The sequence below is a fragment of the Alkalicoccobacillus porphyridii genome, from assembly GCF_007293315.1.
Taxonomy (GTDB): Bacteria; Bacillota; Bacilli; order Bacillales; family Bacillaceae_D; genus Alkalicoccobacillus; species Alkalicoccobacillus porphyridii.
This window is the reverse complement of the sequence record NZ_VLXZ01000021.1, coordinates 24,103-39,746: the sequence shown is the minus strand read 5'-3', so window position 1 is coordinate 39,746 and position 15,644 is coordinate 24,103. Positions and strand designations below refer to the sequence as shown.

The 15,644-nt window shown below is 42.4% G+C and carries 15 protein-coding genes and 10 tRNA genes; 21 read left to right on the top strand and 4 right to left on the bottom strand.

The window, feature by feature from the left end:
* The 3 genes from FN960_RS20130 to FN960_RS20120 form a co-directional block, all read left to right on the top strand.
* The coding region (locus FN960_RS20130; RefSeq protein WP_143850662.1) for a BclA C-terminal domain-containing protein at positions 1-1,230 on the top strand (1,230 nt) is incomplete at its 5' end.
* 128 nt (positions 1,231-1,358) lie between these two features.
* Positions 1,359-2,477, top strand: a complete 1,119-nt coding sequence (locus FN960_RS20125) for a glycosyltransferase family 2 protein (protein WP_143850661.1) — start codon at positions 1,359-1,361, stop codon at positions 2,475-2,477.
* Positions 2,478-2,578: 101 nt separating this feature from the next.
* The gene (locus FN960_RS20120; RefSeq protein WP_143850660.1) at positions 2,579-3,982 is read left to right on the top strand and encodes an alanine/glycine:cation symporter family protein; all 1,404 of its coding nucleotides are present in this window, start codon (positions 2,579-2,581) and stop codon (positions 3,980-3,982) included.
* A gap of 143 nt (positions 3,983-4,125) precedes the next feature.
* Here the strand turns inward: FN960_RS20120 and FN960_RS20115 are convergent, their stop codons facing one another.
* Positions 4,126-5,184, bottom strand: a complete 1,059-nt coding sequence (locus tag FN960_RS20115) for a tartrate dehydrogenase (protein WP_143850659.1) — start codon at positions 5,182-5,184, stop codon at positions 4,126-4,128.
* Positions 5,185-5,402: 218 nt separating this feature from the next.
* On the opposite strand from FN960_RS20115, the gene FN960_RS20110 reads away from it, so the two are divergent.
* Complete coding sequence (locus FN960_RS20110) at positions 5,403-6,548, top strand: glycerate kinase (RefSeq protein ID WP_143850658.1); 1,146 nt, start codon at positions 5,403-5,405, stop codon at positions 6,546-6,548.
* 116 nt (positions 6,549-6,664) lie between these two features.
* Here FN960_RS20110 and FN960_RS20105 read toward each other — a convergent pair whose 3' ends face one another.
* A complete protein-coding gene (locus FN960_RS20105; protein WP_143850657.1) occupies positions 6,665-7,309 on the bottom strand; it encodes an HD domain-containing protein in 645 nt (214 codons plus the stop codon).
* Positions 7,306-9,654, bottom strand: a complete 2,349-nt coding sequence (locus tag FN960_RS20100; RefSeq protein WP_143850656.1) for a UvrD-helicase domain-containing protein — start codon at positions 9,652-9,654, stop codon at positions 7,306-7,308. Before FN960_RS20100 ends, FN960_RS20105 begins: the two co-directional genes overlap by 4 nt.
* 163 nt (positions 9,655-9,817) lie before the next feature.
* On the opposite strand from FN960_RS20100, the gene hlpB reads away from it, so the two are divergent.
* Positions 9,818-10,111: an HNH nuclease-like protein HlpB gene (hlpB, locus tag FN960_RS20095; RefSeq protein WP_143850655.1), complete on the top strand. Its 294-nt coding sequence runs from the start codon at positions 9,818-9,820 to the stop codon at positions 10,109-10,111.
* Positions 10,112-10,171: 60 nt separating this feature from the next.
* On the opposite strand, the gene FN960_RS20090 is transcribed toward hlpB, so the two are convergent.
* Positions 10,172-10,242 (bottom strand) — tRNA-Gln (locus FN960_RS20090).
* A gap of 142 nt (positions 10,243-10,384) precedes the next feature.
* On the opposite strand from FN960_RS20090, the gene comGA reads away from it, so the two are divergent.
* From comGA to comGG, 16 genes are all read left to right on the top strand, one after another.
* Entirely contained in the window at positions 10,385-11,389 is a 1,005-nt protein-coding gene (comGA, locus tag FN960_RS20085; RefSeq protein ID WP_185971123.1) for a competence type IV pilus ATPase ComGA, read from the top strand.
* A gap of 4 nt (positions 11,390-11,393) precedes the next feature.
* Positions 11,394-12,422, top strand: a complete 1,029-nt coding sequence (comGB, locus tag FN960_RS20080) for a competence type IV pilus assembly protein ComGB (RefSeq protein WP_143850653.1) — start codon at positions 11,394-11,396, stop codon at positions 12,420-12,422.
* Between the two features lie 143 nt (positions 12,423-12,565).
* Positions 12,566-12,638 (top strand) — tRNA-Ala (locus FN960_RS20075).
* Between the two features lie 19 nt (positions 12,639-12,657).
* Positions 12,658-12,750: transfer RNA gene (locus tag FN960_RS20070), tRNA-Ser, on the top strand.
* Between the two features lie 189 nt (positions 12,751-12,939).
* Positions 12,940-13,013 (top strand) — tRNA-Met (locus FN960_RS20065).
* Positions 13,014-13,030: 17 nt separating this feature from the next.
* A tRNA-Gln gene (locus FN960_RS20060) sits at positions 13,031-13,105 on the top strand.
* Between the two features lie 2 nt (positions 13,106-13,107).
* Positions 13,108-13,179 (top strand) — tRNA-Gly (locus tag FN960_RS20055).
* A gap of 33 nt (positions 13,180-13,212) precedes the next feature.
* Positions 13,213-13,283, top strand: a tRNA-Gly gene (locus FN960_RS20050).
* Positions 13,284-13,293: 10 nt separating this feature from the next.
* Positions 13,294-13,367: transfer RNA gene (locus tag FN960_RS20045), tRNA-Ile, on the top strand.
* Between the two features lie 44 nt (positions 13,368-13,411).
* A tRNA-Ser gene (locus tag FN960_RS20040) sits at positions 13,412-13,502 on the top strand.
* A gap of 25 nt (positions 13,503-13,527) precedes the next feature.
* Positions 13,528-13,609: transfer RNA gene (locus FN960_RS20035), tRNA-Leu, on the top strand.
* 174 nt (positions 13,610-13,783) lie between these two features.
* Positions 13,784-14,098, top strand: a complete 315-nt coding sequence (gene comGC / locus FN960_RS20030) for a competence type IV pilus major pilin ComGC (RefSeq protein WP_143850652.1) — start codon at positions 13,784-13,786, stop codon at positions 14,096-14,098.
* Positions 14,095-14,526, top strand: coding sequence for a competence type IV pilus minor pilin ComGD (comGD, locus tag FN960_RS20025; protein WP_143850651.1), 432 nt, complete (start codon positions 14,095-14,097; stop codon positions 14,524-14,526). The genes comGC and comGD overlap by 4 nt, the downstream gene beginning before the upstream one ends.
* A 13-nt stretch (positions 14,527-14,539) precedes the next feature.
* On the top strand, positions 14,540-14,830 hold the full coding sequence (locus FN960_RS20020) for a hypothetical protein (protein ID WP_143850650.1): 291 nt from the start codon (positions 14,540-14,542) through the stop codon (positions 14,828-14,830).
* A complete protein-coding gene (locus FN960_RS20015; RefSeq protein WP_143850649.1) occupies positions 14,817-15,254 on the top strand; it encodes a ComGF family competence protein in 438 nt (145 codons plus the stop codon). The genes FN960_RS20020 and FN960_RS20015 overlap by 14 nt, the downstream gene beginning before the upstream one ends.
* Entirely contained in the window at positions 15,251-15,625 is a 375-nt protein-coding gene (gene comGG, locus FN960_RS20010) for a competence type IV pilus minor pilin ComGG (protein ID WP_143850648.1), read from the top strand. The genes FN960_RS20015 and comGG overlap by 4 nt, the downstream gene beginning before the upstream one ends.
* Positions 15,626-15,644: the final 19 nt, after the last annotated feature.

Here is a 15,644-nt window from a genome sequence, read left to right as displayed (position 1 = left end):
GGAGCCACCGGAGTGACCGGAGCAACTGGGGCGACAGGGCCAACGGGAGCCACGGGAGCAACAGGACCAACAGGAGCCACGGGAGTAACGGGAGTAACAGGAGCCACGGGAGCAACAGGAGCCACGGGAGCAACAGGAGCAACAGGAGCAACAGGAGCAACCGGAGCAACAGGGCCAACCGGGCCAACAGGAGCCACCGGGGCAACAGGAGCGACGGGAGCAACCGGGGCCACAGGAGCCACAGGGCCAACAGGAGAGACAGGAGCAACGGGGGCCACGGGAGCAACAGGAGCCACAGGGCCGACAGGAGCGACCGGAGCAACAGGAGCGACCGGAGCAACGGGGGCCACAGGAGCAACCGGAGCCACAGGGCCAACAGGAGAGACCGGAGCAACGGGGGCAACAGGAGCGACCGGAGCAACGGGGGCCACAGGAGAGACCGGAGCAACGGGGGCAACCGGAGCGACCGGAGCAACAGGGCCAACAGGAGCGACCGGAGCAACGGGGGCCACAGGAGCCACCGGAGTGACAGGAGCCACCGGAGTGACAGGAGCGACGGGAGCGACCGGAGCCACAGGGCCAACAGGGCCAACAGGGCCAACTGGAGCAACCGGGGCCACAGGAGCGACAGGAGCCACCGGACCAACAGGACCAACGGGAGCCACAGGGCCAACCGGAGCGACAGGGGCGACAGGGGCAACCGGAGCAACCGGGGCGACAGGAACCACGGGAGCGACCGGGCCAACAGGGCCAACCGGAGCCACCGGAGCAACGGGAGCGACAGGGGCGACAGGGGCAACCGGAGCCACTGGAACTACCGGTCCTAACGTTACAGCAACTAATGCTTATGCAGGCAACACGCAAGGAACAGCAATTGCTGTAATCTTAGCCGGAACACTGGTGCCGCTTCCTAACCTGCAGCTTCTAAACAACGTTACTTCAAATGGAGCAGGTACGATATTTACAATTGCTCAAGCAGGTACGTATCAAATAAGTTATACCCTTCGATTTTCTTCATCTTTATTGCTTAATGGAAGGGTACTCTTAAATGGAGTACAGGTAGATGCTTCCGTAGTAGCACCAGGGCTGACGACAAACTTAATTACCTCTACTTTTATCATTACTGTTCCAGCAGGAGCGACAATAAGTGTTCAACTATATGGTCTTTTAGGAACGGCAACGCTGCAACCTGGAGTAGGTGCGAATTTAAATATAGTGAGACTGTCATAAGTTAATATCTAGGACCATCCTGTTTGCTAGGATGGTTTTTTTTATAGATCAACCATAAAAACGACTTTCACAGTGAACTTTAAAATTCATAGTATAGCTGTATAGCCATGAAGAATGGAGAGAGTCGAATGATAACCATTAGCTTATGTATGATAGTAAAAAATGAAGAGAAGCTCTTAGCACGGTGTTTGGATACCGTTAAACATATTGTTGATGAGATTAATATTGTAGACACGGGCTCAACAGATGGTACAGAGGAGCTTGCCAGAACCTATACAGATCGGGTCTTCTTTTACAAATGGACTAATAGCTATGCTGCTGCTAGAAATGAAGCGTTTAAACACGCTACCAAGGAATATATTCTTTATCTTGATGCGGATGATGTATTACTAGAAGAAGATCAAAAGAAATTAATGGAATTAAAGAAGACTTTAGACCCGTCGGTAGATTCAGTTTCAATGTATTATGACAATGGTGTTGATGAAGCGGGAAATGTTGCATTAAGATATCGCAGAAACCGTTTAGTAAAAAGAGAGAAGAACTTTATTTGGGGTGGGGATGCCCATGAGTATTTAAATGTCTTTGGGCATATTATTAACTCGGATATCTCCATCACTCATAAAAAAGAATTTACGCCTGAAAAGGCTAGTAGCAACACGGGAGTGATCTTCTCCATCTTTGAACAGAAGGAAAAAGATGGAGAGGAATTTAGTGCAAGAGATTATTTTTATTATGGGAATGAGCTTAGAGAAAAAGGCAAATTTAAAAAATCAATTGAACAATACAATTTTCATATTGATAAAGGAGATGGATGGATTGAGGATTCTTTCCATGCCTGTATTGGGAAAGCGGATTGCTACCGGCACATGAATCAATTAGATAAAGAACTAGAGTCTTTATTTCAATCTTTTGTCTATACGCATACACCAAGACCCGAGGCTTGTTCGCGCATTGGCTACAATTATCAAGTGAAAGCCATGTACACAGAGGCAGCATTCTGGTATGAGCTAGCTGCGGAATTAAAGCCTGATCCTAATCAATGGAGCTTTAGTTATCCCGCGTATTCTACTTGGTATCCAAATCTTCAGTTATGTGTATGTTATTATCGATTGGGTGATAAGCAGAAATCCTATGAAAAGAATGAGATGGCTAGGACGTACCTCCCCAAAGATGAACGAATACTAGCTAACAAAAAGCTACTCGAATCTGAGCTAGGTCTAACGAATAGTACAACAGAAAGTGTATAAAGCTAAAGAGGGCCATACAGCCCTCTTTTTCTACTTATACATATTTTGCTTAGGATCGGGTATAGGATATTGTTTTATTTTAATTAATAAGGAGGATGCAGATGGATATTGTAGTGAATTGGATAGACGCACTTAATGATTTTGTTTATACGTACATATTAATCATTTTATTAGTGGGGGCTGGATTATACTTCACATTTAAAACAAACTTTGTTCAGTTTCGAATGTTCCCTGAGATGTTTAGGGTATTGGGGGATAAATCAAAAAAAGATGAGGTATCAGCGTTCCAAGCTTTTTGTATTAGTGCTGCCTCACGAGTAGGATCAGCAAATATAGCTGGTGTGGCTTTAGCTATATCAGTAGGTGGCCCTGGGGCTATTTTTTGGATGTGGGTTGTAGCAATTATTGGTATGGCGACAGGATTCATAGAAAGCATGCTCGCTCAAGTTTATAAAGTAAGGGATGGAAATCAGTTTAGAGGGGGTCCATCATACTATATTCAAACAGCACTTGGAAAAAGAAAGCTTGCGATCTTTTTTGCGGTACTAATTTCTATTACATTTGGACTTATTTTCAACTCTCTTCAAGCTAACACACTTGCGAATGCAGTTGAACAGGCCTTTAATGTAGACAAGCTCGTTATAGGAATTATTGTAGCAATTGCCACGGGAATTATTATTTATGGTGGGGTTCAACGAATCTCTAAGATTTCTTCTATCATTGTACCAGTCATGGCTGTTTTTTATATTGGGGTTGTCTTTTATGTCATGATCTTAAATTACACTCAAATTCCTGCTGTCTTTGGTCTTATCATATCAGATGCGTTTGATTTTCGTGAAGCAACAACGGGTACAGTAATTGGCGCACTTATTCAAGGCGCGCGCAGAGGGTTATTCTCAAATGAAGCTGGTATGGGAAGTGTGCCGCATGCGGCAGCGGCGGCACATGTCACACATCCAGTGAAACAAGGTTTAGTTCAATCCTTAGGTGTATTTTTTGATACAATCATTATTTGTTCGGCTACTGCTTTTGCCATCCTACTCTCAGACGTGTATTTGACGGGGGGAGAAGATGGTGTTGCGTTAACTCAAGCTTCATTGAGTGATCATTTGGGTAGTTGGGCTGTAGGATTTGTAGCAATTTCGATCTTTTTCTTTGCGTTCAGTTCATTATTTGGAAATTATTACTATGGGGAATCTAACATCAATTTCATAAAAGCAGGTTCAGGTTGGCTACATGTATATCGTATTGCGGTAATCGCCATGGTAGTTATTGGATCGATGATTAGTATTGAGTTGGCTTGGGGAATGGCTGATGTCTTTATGGCTATCACAGCTGGAGTTAACTTAGTAGTTATCCTACTTATCAGCAAAATTGCCTTTGCAGTGATAAAAGACTATCAGCGTCAAAGAAAAGAAGGAAAAGACCCGGTCTTCTATCAGAAAAATATTCCTGGTCTTAAAGGTGCGGATAGTTGGAACGACGAAAAAGAAACAGGTAAATAAAATCAAAATGAATCCCTTATCGCGTTTAACTGTGATAAGGGATTTTAATTAATGTAACGTGTAACCTTCTTATATCATGGCCTATCTAAACTAACGGACAAAATAGGGGGCACTCTGCGTATTCCATCCCATCAAAATATTGTTTATAGAGACCGCAGGCGGTTGATGATGTCGTTCGTTACTTGCTCAGTGGAATAATTGCCGCCGATATCTGCAGTTAAAATGCCTGCGGTGGTGGTTTCCTCAATCACATCAAGTAGTTTCTCGCCAAGTTCTACTTCTCCCAGGTGATCAAGCATGAGCTTGGCAGTCCAAATCTGTCCGATAGGATTAGCAATACCTTTCCCAAAAATATCAGGTGCAGAGCCATGAACCGGCTCAAACATAGAGGGATAGGCGCCGTTAACATTAATGTTTGCAGCCGGTGCAATTCCCACACTACCCATGATAGCCGCGCCGATATCAGTTAGGATATCACCGAACAAATTGCTTGCAACGATCACGTCAAAGCGTTCAGGCTGGGTAACAAAAAAAGCTGCCAAGGCATCAATGTGCTGAGAATCAGTTTGAATAGATGGATAATCCTTTGATACGTCAGTAAAGACATCATCCCAAAAGGGCATTGAGTAAACGATCCCATTTGACTTCGTAGCACTTGTCACATGCTGCCTGCGCTTAGCCGCTAAATCAAAAGCATAACGCATGGCTCTTTCTGATGCCTTTCGTGAGAAAACCGCATTCTGTATCGCTAGTTCATCCTCTCCTTTATTCATCCTGCCACCAATTGAACTATATTCGCCTTCGCTATTCTCACGGACGACCAATAAATCAAACTCTTTAGGATTCACTAATGGAGACGTGACCCCTTTTAATTGTTTTGCTGGCCGAATATTTATTACTTGTTCAAATTCTCTACGGATTTTTATTAAAAGACCCCATAAGGAAATATGGTCAGGAACTAGATCCAGATTACCGACTGCTCCAAGAAAGATAGCATCAAAGTCTTTAAGCTGATCAAGCCCATTCTCTGGCATCATGACTCCATGCTGTAAATAATACTCGCAGCTCCATGGAAAAGAAGTAAATTCAAATGATAAACCACCATGTACTTCTGCCACTGTATCTAATACTTTTTGCCCTGCAGGGACTACTTCTTTTCCAACGCCGTCCCCTGGTATAGAAGCAATACTCCATTTTTTCATCTTATCCCTCCATCAACACTCGTTTGTTTAGCTACCTTTTAATCCAGCTTCCAATCCAATAGATTCTTGTAGAAACTAAATGGATTCGGTATGATGATTTAAGGTTCATCGTTTCCATATCAGCGTAAAGGATTCACCATTTTATTTCAAGAAAGCGCTCTCTTTAATTGACAGAAATTGTGCCTTATTCTGAGTGATCGAAAGAAAGGATGTCTACCATGAAAAAAATAATCATAGCACCTGATTCATTTAAAGAAAGCTTTTCGGCTTTAGAGGCAGCTACTGCAATTGAAAAAGGCTTTAAGCAAGTGTTTCCCGATGCAACATACTTAAAGATTCCTATGGCAGACGGAGGGGAAGGTACCGTTGAATCTCTGGCCGATGCGTTAAATGGTGAATTACGTACCATTCAGGTCACAGGTCCTTTAGGCAACAAAGTTGAGGCTACATATGCATTAGCTAAACAAGAAGAGGTAGCGGTTATTGAAATGGCCTCTGCATCTGGTTTACATCATGTGCCTCAGGATCAAAGAAACCCACTCATTACAACAACGTATGGGACGGGTGAATTAGTTGTTGATGCCCTTAAAAATGGTGCGACACGTATCATATTGGGTTTGGGTGGGAGCGCTACCAATGATGGCGGAGCTGGAATGGCTCAAGCTCTAGGAATCAAGCTACTGGATGAGAACGGTCATTCAATTAAGCATGGTGGGGGAGCGCTTCATACATTACATCGGATCGATACAAGAGGGGCTGATCCTTTACTTGCTCAGGCAAAGATAGAAGTTGCATCAGATGTAGAGAATCCTCTCTTAGGCGAAAATGGGGCAACGGCTATTTATGGACCGCAAAAAGGCGCGACGACTCCAGAGATCAGAGCACAGTTAGAAAATGGATTAACTCATTTTGCTAGAGTAGTAGATAGGCAGTTAGGAATGGATATTCGAGATACACCGGGGGCCGGAGCAGCTGGAGGACTCGGTGCTGGTTTACTTGCTTTTGTCAATCCTCGTATGGCATCAGGCGTTACACTTATTTTGGAGATCACAAGATTTCAAGAAAAAGTTAGTAATGCCGATTTGGTGATTACTGGAGAGGGGCGACTAGATTATCAATCTATTTTTGGAAAAACCCCCATTGGCGTTGCTAGAGCAGCAAAGCAAGATAATATTCCTGTTATTGCATTAGCTGGTCAGTTAGGTCATGGATATGAGGCTATCTATAAACATGGAATTGATGCGGCTTATTCATTAGTGCCAGGAGCTATACCTTTAGAGGATGCAATGAAAAACGGTTTGACGTATCTAGAAGAGCTCTCGCGTAATATTGCGATGACTTGGAAGCTAGGTAAAGACAAGTAATCTATTTTGTCAATGCTCATAGCTAAAATTAGCCCCGTATCACTTTTATTAGCAATACGGGGCTAAGGTAATACTCAACGGTTTTCGCAAGTCAGACTATCCCAACCATCTTTCCCTCATGCCTCAAAAGACCACTCTGAATAAAATTGCTCTAAATATTTTTTCATGAAATCAGCACGTTCGTTAGCGAGGATTCGAGCCTTTTGTGTATTCATGAGCTCAGGGAGCTTAAATAACTTCTCATAAAAATGGTGAACAGCACTGGATGTACCCTGTCTATATTCGCTCACACTCATATTTTCTCGAGTGGATAGTTCTGGGTTATACATCGCTTGCTGTTTATGACCCGAATAGGTAAAGGTTCTAGCAATGCCAATGGCGCCAAGAGCGTCCAAGCGGTCGGCGTCCTGTACAATTTGCCCTTCGATGGTTTCCATAGGTACACCGTTACCGCCTTTAAATGACATGGTGGAAATAATTGAGATAATATGATCAATGGTATCTTGAGCTACGTGATGTGTAATTAACCATTCAACGATTAATTGGCGTCCTGCCTCCTCGCTTTCCACAACTTTATCATCAGCCAAGTCATGCAGTAGGCAGGAGAGAATCACAACATTGGAATTTGCTTCTGTACCTTTTAAAAGATAGCGACCTAGTGCTGTTACTCTTTTGATATGATACCAATCGTGTCCTGTCAAATCGTCAGCTAGTTGTTCTTGCACCCATTTTGCCGCTAACTCGTGAATTGAGTTACTCATTTGGCTGATACCTCCTTACGTGTGGATGGGGGAATGTGTCGCCCCATTTCTCGTACAAATCTTGATCTCTGAGCGCGTCGACCGCGATACATCATAGGAACTGAAATGGCCAGATGCTCTTTGGCACGTGTCATTGCTACATACATTAAACGTCTTTCCTCTTCTAAAGGCGCATCATCTCCATCTCTCCATGCATCAAGTGCATAATCATGGGGAAGAGAGCCCTCTACAGCACCTAACAAATAGATGTGCTTAAATTCAAGCCCTTTCGAACGATGGATGGTCATTAATTGTAACGCATCTGACTCAGAGGGTTGCTTTTGTTTTTCCTCTTGTTTGGCAATGATGTGATCTATATGCATAAGAAAAGATTGAATGCTGTTGTGTTGTCTGGCAGAAACCTTTAGACGTGCTAAGTCATCACTGCCTTTATCCATTTTGTTACCTTCGTTTCCTTGTTTTTTAAGGTAATCCTTAAAGCCGAGTTCCTGCTCAACTAAAGTTAATGCTGATTCTGGTGATAAGGTGCGAATCTGATTACATTGAGAAGGTAGCTCTTCAAGCTTTTTTAACTGAAATGGCTGTAATCCATCTAAATGGCGAAGGGCCTCAAGCAAGGAGCAGTCATGCAAAATGCTCATACGTTTAACATCAGCTAATCTTTCCTGCTTTAAAAACAACGCCCCAAGTAGATCATCCATTGCTTGAGTATTATCTGGATGTTGACTTATTCGCAAATATGCCAACGCCTTCCTCACAACTTTCCGTTTGTAAAAGGAATCCCCTTCTTGCTCGATTACAAAAGGGATGCTTGATTCAATCAGTCTTTCAAATAAGGCCATGGAATGGACGTTTGTCCGGTATAGTATGGCAAAGTCTCGAGGACTTGCTCCATTTTCAATTAGTTCTTTAATGTCCGTGACAATCATTGTGGCTTCCTCTTCCTCATCATAAGGAAAAAATAAAATTGGAGAGTGTGCCTTATTAAATTGAGCACGAAGCCGTTTTTCAACACGATGCTTATTACTTGTAATGACATTATTGGCTAAAGAGACAATCGGATGCGAAGATCGATAATTTTTGTTTAATAGAATGGTTTGACCTTCCGGGTACTCCTTTGAAAATGAGCGGAGGTACTCTGGATCACTGCCTCGAAATGCATAAATGGATTGGTCATCATCACCAACTACACAAAGGTTACGCTGGGGTTCGCTTAGTAGCTGAATTAATTTAAATTGAACTTTATTTATATCTTGGAATTCATCTACAGACACATATGAAAATCTCTCTTGATAACGCTCTAATAGTAGGGGATTAGTAGTTAATAGCTCATAACAGCCGGATAACATATCATCAAAGTCAAAGGCAGAACGACTCATACGGATCTCTTCGTACCGCTTGTACAAATGAACGCAGCGTTCTTCCCAGATATCTTTAGGTTTAATCTCACTAGGTGTTAGCAAGTGATTTTTCCACCAGCTGATTTGTGTAAGTGCTTGATCATAAGCAAATTCTTTTTCTTCTAAACCAAGTTCTCTACCCGCTTCTTTAACAATGTAGGTACGTTGCCATTCCTTTAAAAGGTTTTGGTGATTCCATGCATCACGTTGATGATGAATGAGCATTTTATAAAAGATACTATGGAAGGTTCCAATCATTAATTTGTGAAGCATTTTTGCATCTAGTCCTGGGTAAAGCTGCATTCTCTCCTTCATCTCACGGGCAGCTTTTGCTGTAAACGTGACCAGAATCATTTGCTCTGGAGCAATGCCCTCGTCCGCAAGCATATAAGCCGCACGACTGGTTAATACCCTTGTTTTTCCGCTACCCGCTCCAGCAACTAACAGAAGCGGACCTTGGGTATGGCTAACCGCTTGCCACTGAGTATCATCCAACACAACATTTGATTGTTCAAGTGTATGTAGATAAGGATGCTTCGCTTTCAATTTACTCTTTGTGGGAGGTTGAAAGTCTGGGTAAGCAGTTACGGTCTCGGGAGCCTTCCAAGAAAATGGAGAGTTTGGCTGGTGAGTGGCTGTGATGGCTCTACTCTTAGGCAGAACAAAGGTATGTGAGGAGTCTCTATTTTCTTTTTGTTCTTCGGCTGGTGGCAAAGAGACTTCTTTAGACTTTTCAAGTTTTTTTATTTCATTCTCACAATCAAATAATGATCTTGGATGATCAAAATAAGGCTCTTGGTGAATAGACATATGCATTCTAACTGGTTGCTGACAATGAACACAGGTGACTTCACCTCGTTTGGCCGCCTGATACATTCGCTGCCATTCACTTCGATCTATGGACGTTATATCCGTTTGTTTTTGTTGGTAAAAAGCCGTTTTCATGTAAATAACATCCTTTGCGTTAAACACATTAGTACTTAGGAAACCTTATGTTATCGTAGCAAATTTAACGCAGAAAAGGGAGGATTAATTATCGTTCGAACAGGTTATAAAAAAAGAACTAATAACTTTTAATGAGATTTGGTGCGGAAAGGACGGCTAACTCATGACAAAAAATACGCTCGGGCAATGTGAGTTGTGTCTGCGAGAAAAAGTAAAAAGAACCGTTCATCACTTACTGCCCAAACAAAAAGGAGGGACGAATGAACAAACAGCCCTACTTTGTATACCTTGTCACAAACAAATTCATGCGCAGTATAGCAATACCGAACTAGCAGCAAGACTAACTAGTATTAAAGAGCTGCAAGAGGATGAAGCGATTCGACGATTTCTTAAATGGATTCGTAAACAGCCAGGACAAACGATCCCGAGAACAAGAAGATCGAATGAAAAGCTATAACCAAACGCAAAAATCCCGGTCCATTCCACTCTGGACCGGGATCTAAGGATTAAATGAAGACTGGGCTAGCTGGATTCGAACCAACGATAACGAAGTCAAAGTCCGCTGCCTTACCACTTGGCTATAGCCCATTCATAAATATCTACTGAGTATCATCCCCACAAGATTTTCTTTTATTCAACTTCTTTTATTCAGTTTCTTTTGTTCTAATAAAGGAAAATGGTGCAACGTGTCGAACTATTCCATTATCCTAGTAAGGAAAGAGGTGGGACATTGTATGAGATCGATATTGAAAGTAGCAGATTAATTGAGGATGCCATCTTAAAACATGTATCAGACATTCATTTTATCCCACAGAAAGATCATTGCTCCATCCAATACCGAGTTCGTGGACAGATGAGTGAGCAACGAAGGATGACTCAGCATGTTGCTGAACGAATGATTAGCCATTTTAAGTATATGTCTGGTATGGACATTGGCGAACGCCGAAAACCCCAAAGTATGGCGATGACCATTCCATCGAAACACGGACCCTATTCACTGAGACTCTCCACATTGCCATCTACCTTTATGGAAAGCTTAGCTATTCGTTTACTTCCCCAGAAAAAAAGACAATCACTTCATAATTTGCCCCTCCTTTATCATCAATTAAAAAACCTCAAAAATATTTCACAATTGGCCCACGGACTTGTTCTCATTTGCGGACCCACGAGTTCAGGTAAAACGACCACCCTTTATGCACTCGCTGAAGAAATATTACACCCCAAAACAAAAACAATGGTCACCATTGAGGATCCTGTTGAACGCCCCATCGAGTCAGCCGTTCAGATTGAAATTAATGAACGAGCAGGTGTGACCTTTGAAACAGGTTTACGCGCGACGCTTCGTCATGATCCTGATGTCATTGTAGTAGGGGAAATACGTGAGAAAGCCACAGCAGCTTTAGCGATTCGTGCAGCTTTGACTGGCCATCTTGTACTAGCGAGCATGCATACAACGGATGCGTTCCAAGCGGTTTTACGTTTACAGGAATATGGTATTTCAAAAACAGAGGTGTCGGAAGTCTGTAGGGTAATTGTTGCTCAACGACTCATTAGCACAACATCCAACGAGTATTACGCTTTGTATGAGTTTCTAGAGAAAGACGCGTTACTTTCTGGGATTCAGTCGAGTCAACGACCTGTTTATCATCAGTTAGCTCATATAGCCCAAAAAGCATGGATGTTAGGTTTTATTGATGAACTCTCACTTCATCGGATGATAAGAGGAGGGGGGTGAATACGTGAAAAAAACCAATAAGCTAGAGCAAGCAGGTCGACTCATTCGGATAGGCACACTGTTAAAACAGGGATATCCCATGGAAGCGGCGCTCTCTTTTATAGCGTTACATGTACATTCACAGGAACAAGCACAATTAAAAAGCGTCCAGATGGATTTACAACGGGGGATACGTATTCATGAGGCGTTCACACATCTTGAGTTACCACCGGACATTTTATCGTTTCTTTATTTTTATGAGGAACAGGGAGACATTGCGGAGGGACTAATTCAAGCAGGAAAAGTATATGAAGGAAGGCAGAAAACTAAAAAGCATATTCAAAAGTTACTAAGGTATCCCATTGTCTTAGGCTGGGCAGGGCTTATGGTTTTAATTATTGTTCAGCAATTTATTGTGCCTCACTTTCAGAATTTGTTTGTATCCATGAATAGTCAGCCGCCTTTACTTACATCAATATTCTTTCAACTCCTCGAGAATCTACCCTATATCACTGCTGTTCTTTTAATACTTATTGCTATCTTGTATGTATGCTATAGACGATTCGTAAAGCCGTTACCTTCTCATGAGAAAATTGATAGGCTATTAAAAATTCACTTTCTTGCAAGTGTAACAAGAAGAGTTTTAACATATTACTTTTCCCTTCAATTTGGCAGGTTACTAGCAGCTGGGATGTCTATTCAGCATGCATTAACCATTTTCGAAAAACAATCTCATCTGCCTTTTTTTCAACATGAAGCTGTGGTTATGAAAGCAGAACTTGCACAAGGCGAATCATTTAATCAAATGCTCGCAAATCGTCCATACTTTTCGAAAGATTTATCATTTGTAGTGGAAAACGGACATCGTACAGGGTATATGGCGACCGATCTGCAGAATTATAGTGAAATGCTGTTTCAAGAGCTGGAGGATACACTAAGAAAATGTATGACCTTTTTACAGCCTATTTTTTTTATTTTGATGGGGGGATTTATTTTTGTTGTCTTTTTATCTGTCATGCTTCCCATGTTTGAAATGATAGGCGCATTAGGGTAATATAAGAGGGAGAGAGACGCAAAAAAATTCTCTCCTGAAATTTTTTAAAAAAAAGGCTTGCTTTAATTAAAGAAGCTATGATATATTATTAAACGTCGCTGATAGTTGTTCAAAACAACAACAGCTTACATACCTTTCATTAAGGGGCCTTAGCTCAGCTGGGAGAGCGCCTGCCTTGCACGCAGGAGGTCAGCGGTTCGATCCCGCTAGGCTCCACTTATTTAAATAGTACCACGGAGGAATACCCAAGTCTGGCTGAAGGGATCGGTCTTGAAAACCGACAGGCGGGTCAAACCGCGCGGGGGTTCGAATCCCTCTTCCTCCTCCATTTTTAAAATTGGATTAAAGAATAACATCATCCAAACACTTTATAACGACGCGGGATGGAGCAACAAGCATCCGCTTCAAGAAATACTACGAGTTGTTTCGACGGATACACTACAAAGCATAAGCTTGTAGAGGAAGAAACAGTCGGTTTGCATCACCGAATGAACATCATCCAAACACTTTATAACGACGCGGGATGGAGCAGTCTGGTAGCTCGTCGGGCTCATAACCCGAAGGTCGGAGGTTCAAATCCTCCTCCCGCAATTACCTTTTTTTACAGTTGGGCTATAGCCAAGCGGTAAGGCAACGGATTTTGATTCCGTCATTCCCTGGTTCGATCCCAGGTAGCCCAGCCATTGCGGAAGTAGTTCAGTGGTAGAACACCACCTTGCCAAGGTGGGGGTCGCGAGTTCGAATCTCGTCTTCCGCTTTGATTTTTATTTTCATAAGTATTTTTAACCATGCGGGTGTAGTTTAGTGGTAAAACCTCAGCCTTCCAAGCTGATGATGTGAGTTCGATTCTCATCACCCGCTTTTAGAGTATGGGCCTGTAGCTCAGCTGGTTAGAGCGCACGCCTGATAAGCGTGAGGTCGGTGGTTCGAGTCCACTCAGGCCCATCCTACTCTTCCAAAAAACAAAGAACGTTGTTTTTTTGATGCTTGGAGAAGTACCCAAGTGGCTGAAGGGGCGCCCCTGCTAAGGGTGTAGGTCGTGTAAGCGGCGCGAGGGTTCAAATCCCTCCTTCTCCGCCATTTTTATTAAGCAAGAACTGAATATGCGGGTGTGGCGGAATTGGCAGACGCGCTAGATTTAGGATCTAGTGTCTTATGACGTGGGGGTTCAAGTCCCTTCACCCGCACTACACAAAAAGAATTTAGCATTCCGTGCTGAATTCTTTTTTTATTTGCAGGATTATGTAGGATTCATGCCTAATGTATATAATAGCTAAATAGAAAGGAGGATTGTACGCGATATCCCCTCAGTTCTTTCCCTCTTCCTGCCTAATATCCCTCCAAAAAAAGGAGCGGATCTTTTGAAACGTTATTTGTATTGTAAGCGTGGTTTTACATTAGTTGAAATGCTTGTTGTGCTTATGATTATCTCCATTCTTTTGTTAATTGCCATCCCCAACATGACAAAAAATAATGCAGTAGCTGGAGAGAAGGGTTGCGAGGCCACAATTAAGCTGCTTCAGGCGCAGGTTTCTGTATATGAAATGGAAGAGAACGAATCTCCTACATCTATTTCGGATTTAATTACAGGTGGTTATGCCGATCAAAGCAGTTGCCCAGATGGTCAGACATTAGAATTAAATAACCAAAAACAAGTCGTTCGCTCCTCTTCATGAATGAACAAGGTCACACCCTCCTAGAAATGCTTATTACTCTCTCGCTCCTTTCAATATTAACCACACTTCCTCTTTTACTGTTTTCCAACGTTCGTGAACAGCATGAAGCAAGCTATACAGCCTGGCAACTGAAGCAGGATTATATGATTGCACAGCATGCAGCTATGGCAAGAGGTGAAATGGTTAGTTTGAGAGGTTCAGCCAATTCGTATCGTGTTCGTTTAAATGATGGCTCCGCGTATATTCTGAGACAGTATTCCTCCCCTGATATGACCCTTTTACCTCTGACCCTTACCGCTAATTTTGTTTCCTTTAATAGTAATGGGAATCCACGGAATGCTGGAAGAGTCCTATTTAGAACACATGGAAGGGAATATGTCTATGTTATTCAGATAGGGAAGGGGAGAATTCGATATTCAGAACAGTAAAGGCTTTACATTGATGGAAGTCATGTTTTCATTTGCTCTTATATCGATGTCAGCTTTATTTATCCTTCCAATTTTCAGTGGTATTCATCAAGAACGAGTAGCTGTGAGACAGCATGAAGAAGCTCTGTTGCTTCTTGAGACCCAGGTTCTACATTATCTTCACGGGAGGCAGGGGGAAGAACCTAAAAACACATTATACACTTTTGAAACCATTGAGCTTAAAGACGGAACCATGCGATTTTGTTTAAGCTGGAAAGGAGCGAATCAACGCGATCAACAAACGTGTTTATATGCTAAAAAATAACGATGGCTATACTCTCATTGAAGCCATTGTAGCGTTTGGATTAACGATACTTATTGTAAGTCTGATCCCATTAACCTTAAAGGCTTTGATGTGGTCGCCGTTTTTTGGCAGTTATTCTAGGCTTGAATTAAATATTTACAGTAACCAATTAGCCGTAGATGTGGGGGAAGCAGAGGAGGTATTGGTTTCTCAAAATAAATTAGATGTCATCAAAAGAGATGAACATGTGACCTATCAGCTGACTTCTGGTTCAATTCGACGGTTGGTTGGAGGAAGAGGCTATGTGCCGATGCTGGACTCTGTTAAGGGCTTCTCCTGCGAGAAAGACGGTGCTATTTTGACCTGTGAAACCGTTATGGAGAATGGTCATGTTCACAGCCGCTCTTTAAGTAGCATGCTAACGAAAATAGAGGAACCGTTATGAGCAGGCAAGAGGGTGGATTTGCATACCCGATGACAATGCTTATTGTTTCCTTGTTAACTTTAGCGTGTCTTTATGCGATGCAGCTTTATGAAACAGAAAAACGATATGTATTAGAGCAAGAGAAGCTCCTTCAATTGAATAACCTAGTACAAATCAGTATCCAGGATTATATCGATCTTTCTGAGAAACAAGAAGGTACAGAAGTCATGGAATATGAAATAGGCACCGTTACCCTAATTACAAGAACTCAATCAGAGGAAGTTGTATTGGTGGACATTCGAGCAGCGATTCAAGAATCTCATAAGCGAAGAGCTCGAATGCAAGTGAATGTAACAACAAATCAGATTATTCAATTTAGTGACATGACTTAATGTTGAGGGATCGGGCATA

What these genes read in the sequence shown, in the direction of transcription:
- FN960_RS20125 (WP_143850661.1), top strand. Translation starts at nt 1,359, where the DNA reads ATGATAACCATTAGCTTATGTATGATAGTAAAAAATGAAGAGAAGCTC.
- FN960_RS20120 (WP_143850660.1), top strand. Translation starts at nt 2,579, where the DNA reads ATGGATATTGTAGTGAATTGGATAGACGCACTTAATGATTTTGTTTAT.
- FN960_RS20115 (WP_143850659.1), bottom strand. Translation starts at nt 5,184, where the DNA reads ATGAAAAAATGGAGTATTGCTTCTATACCAGGGGACGGCGTTGGAAAA.
- FN960_RS20110 (WP_143850658.1), top strand. Translation starts at nt 5,403, where the DNA reads ATGAAAAAAATAATCATAGCACCTGATTCATTTAAAGAAAGCTTTTCG.
- FN960_RS20105 (WP_143850657.1), bottom strand. Translation starts at nt 7,309, where the DNA reads ATGAGTAACTCAATTCACGAGTTAGCGGCAAAATGGGTGCAAGAACAA.
- FN960_RS20100 (WP_143850656.1), bottom strand. Translation starts at nt 9,654, where the DNA reads ATGAAAACGGCTTTTTACCAACAAAAACAAACGGATATAACGTCCATA.
- hlpB (WP_143850655.1), top strand. Translation starts at nt 9,818, where the DNA reads ATGACAAAAAATACGCTCGGGCAATGTGAGTTGTGTCTGCGAGAAAAA.
- comGD (WP_143850651.1), top strand. Translation starts at nt 14,095, where the DNA reads ATGAATGAACAAGGTCACACCCTCCTAGAAATGCTTATTACTCTCTCG.
- FN960_RS20020 (WP_143850650.1), top strand. Translation starts at nt 14,540, where the DNA reads ATGGAAGTCATGTTTTCATTTGCTCTTATATCGATGTCAGCTTTATTT.
- FN960_RS20015 (WP_143850649.1), top strand. Translation starts at nt 14,817, where the DNA reads ATGCTAAAAAATAACGATGGCTATACTCTCATTGAAGCCATTGTAGCG.
- comGG (WP_143850648.1), top strand. Translation starts at nt 15,251, where the DNA reads ATGAGCAGGCAAGAGGGTGGATTTGCATACCCGATGACAATGCTTATT.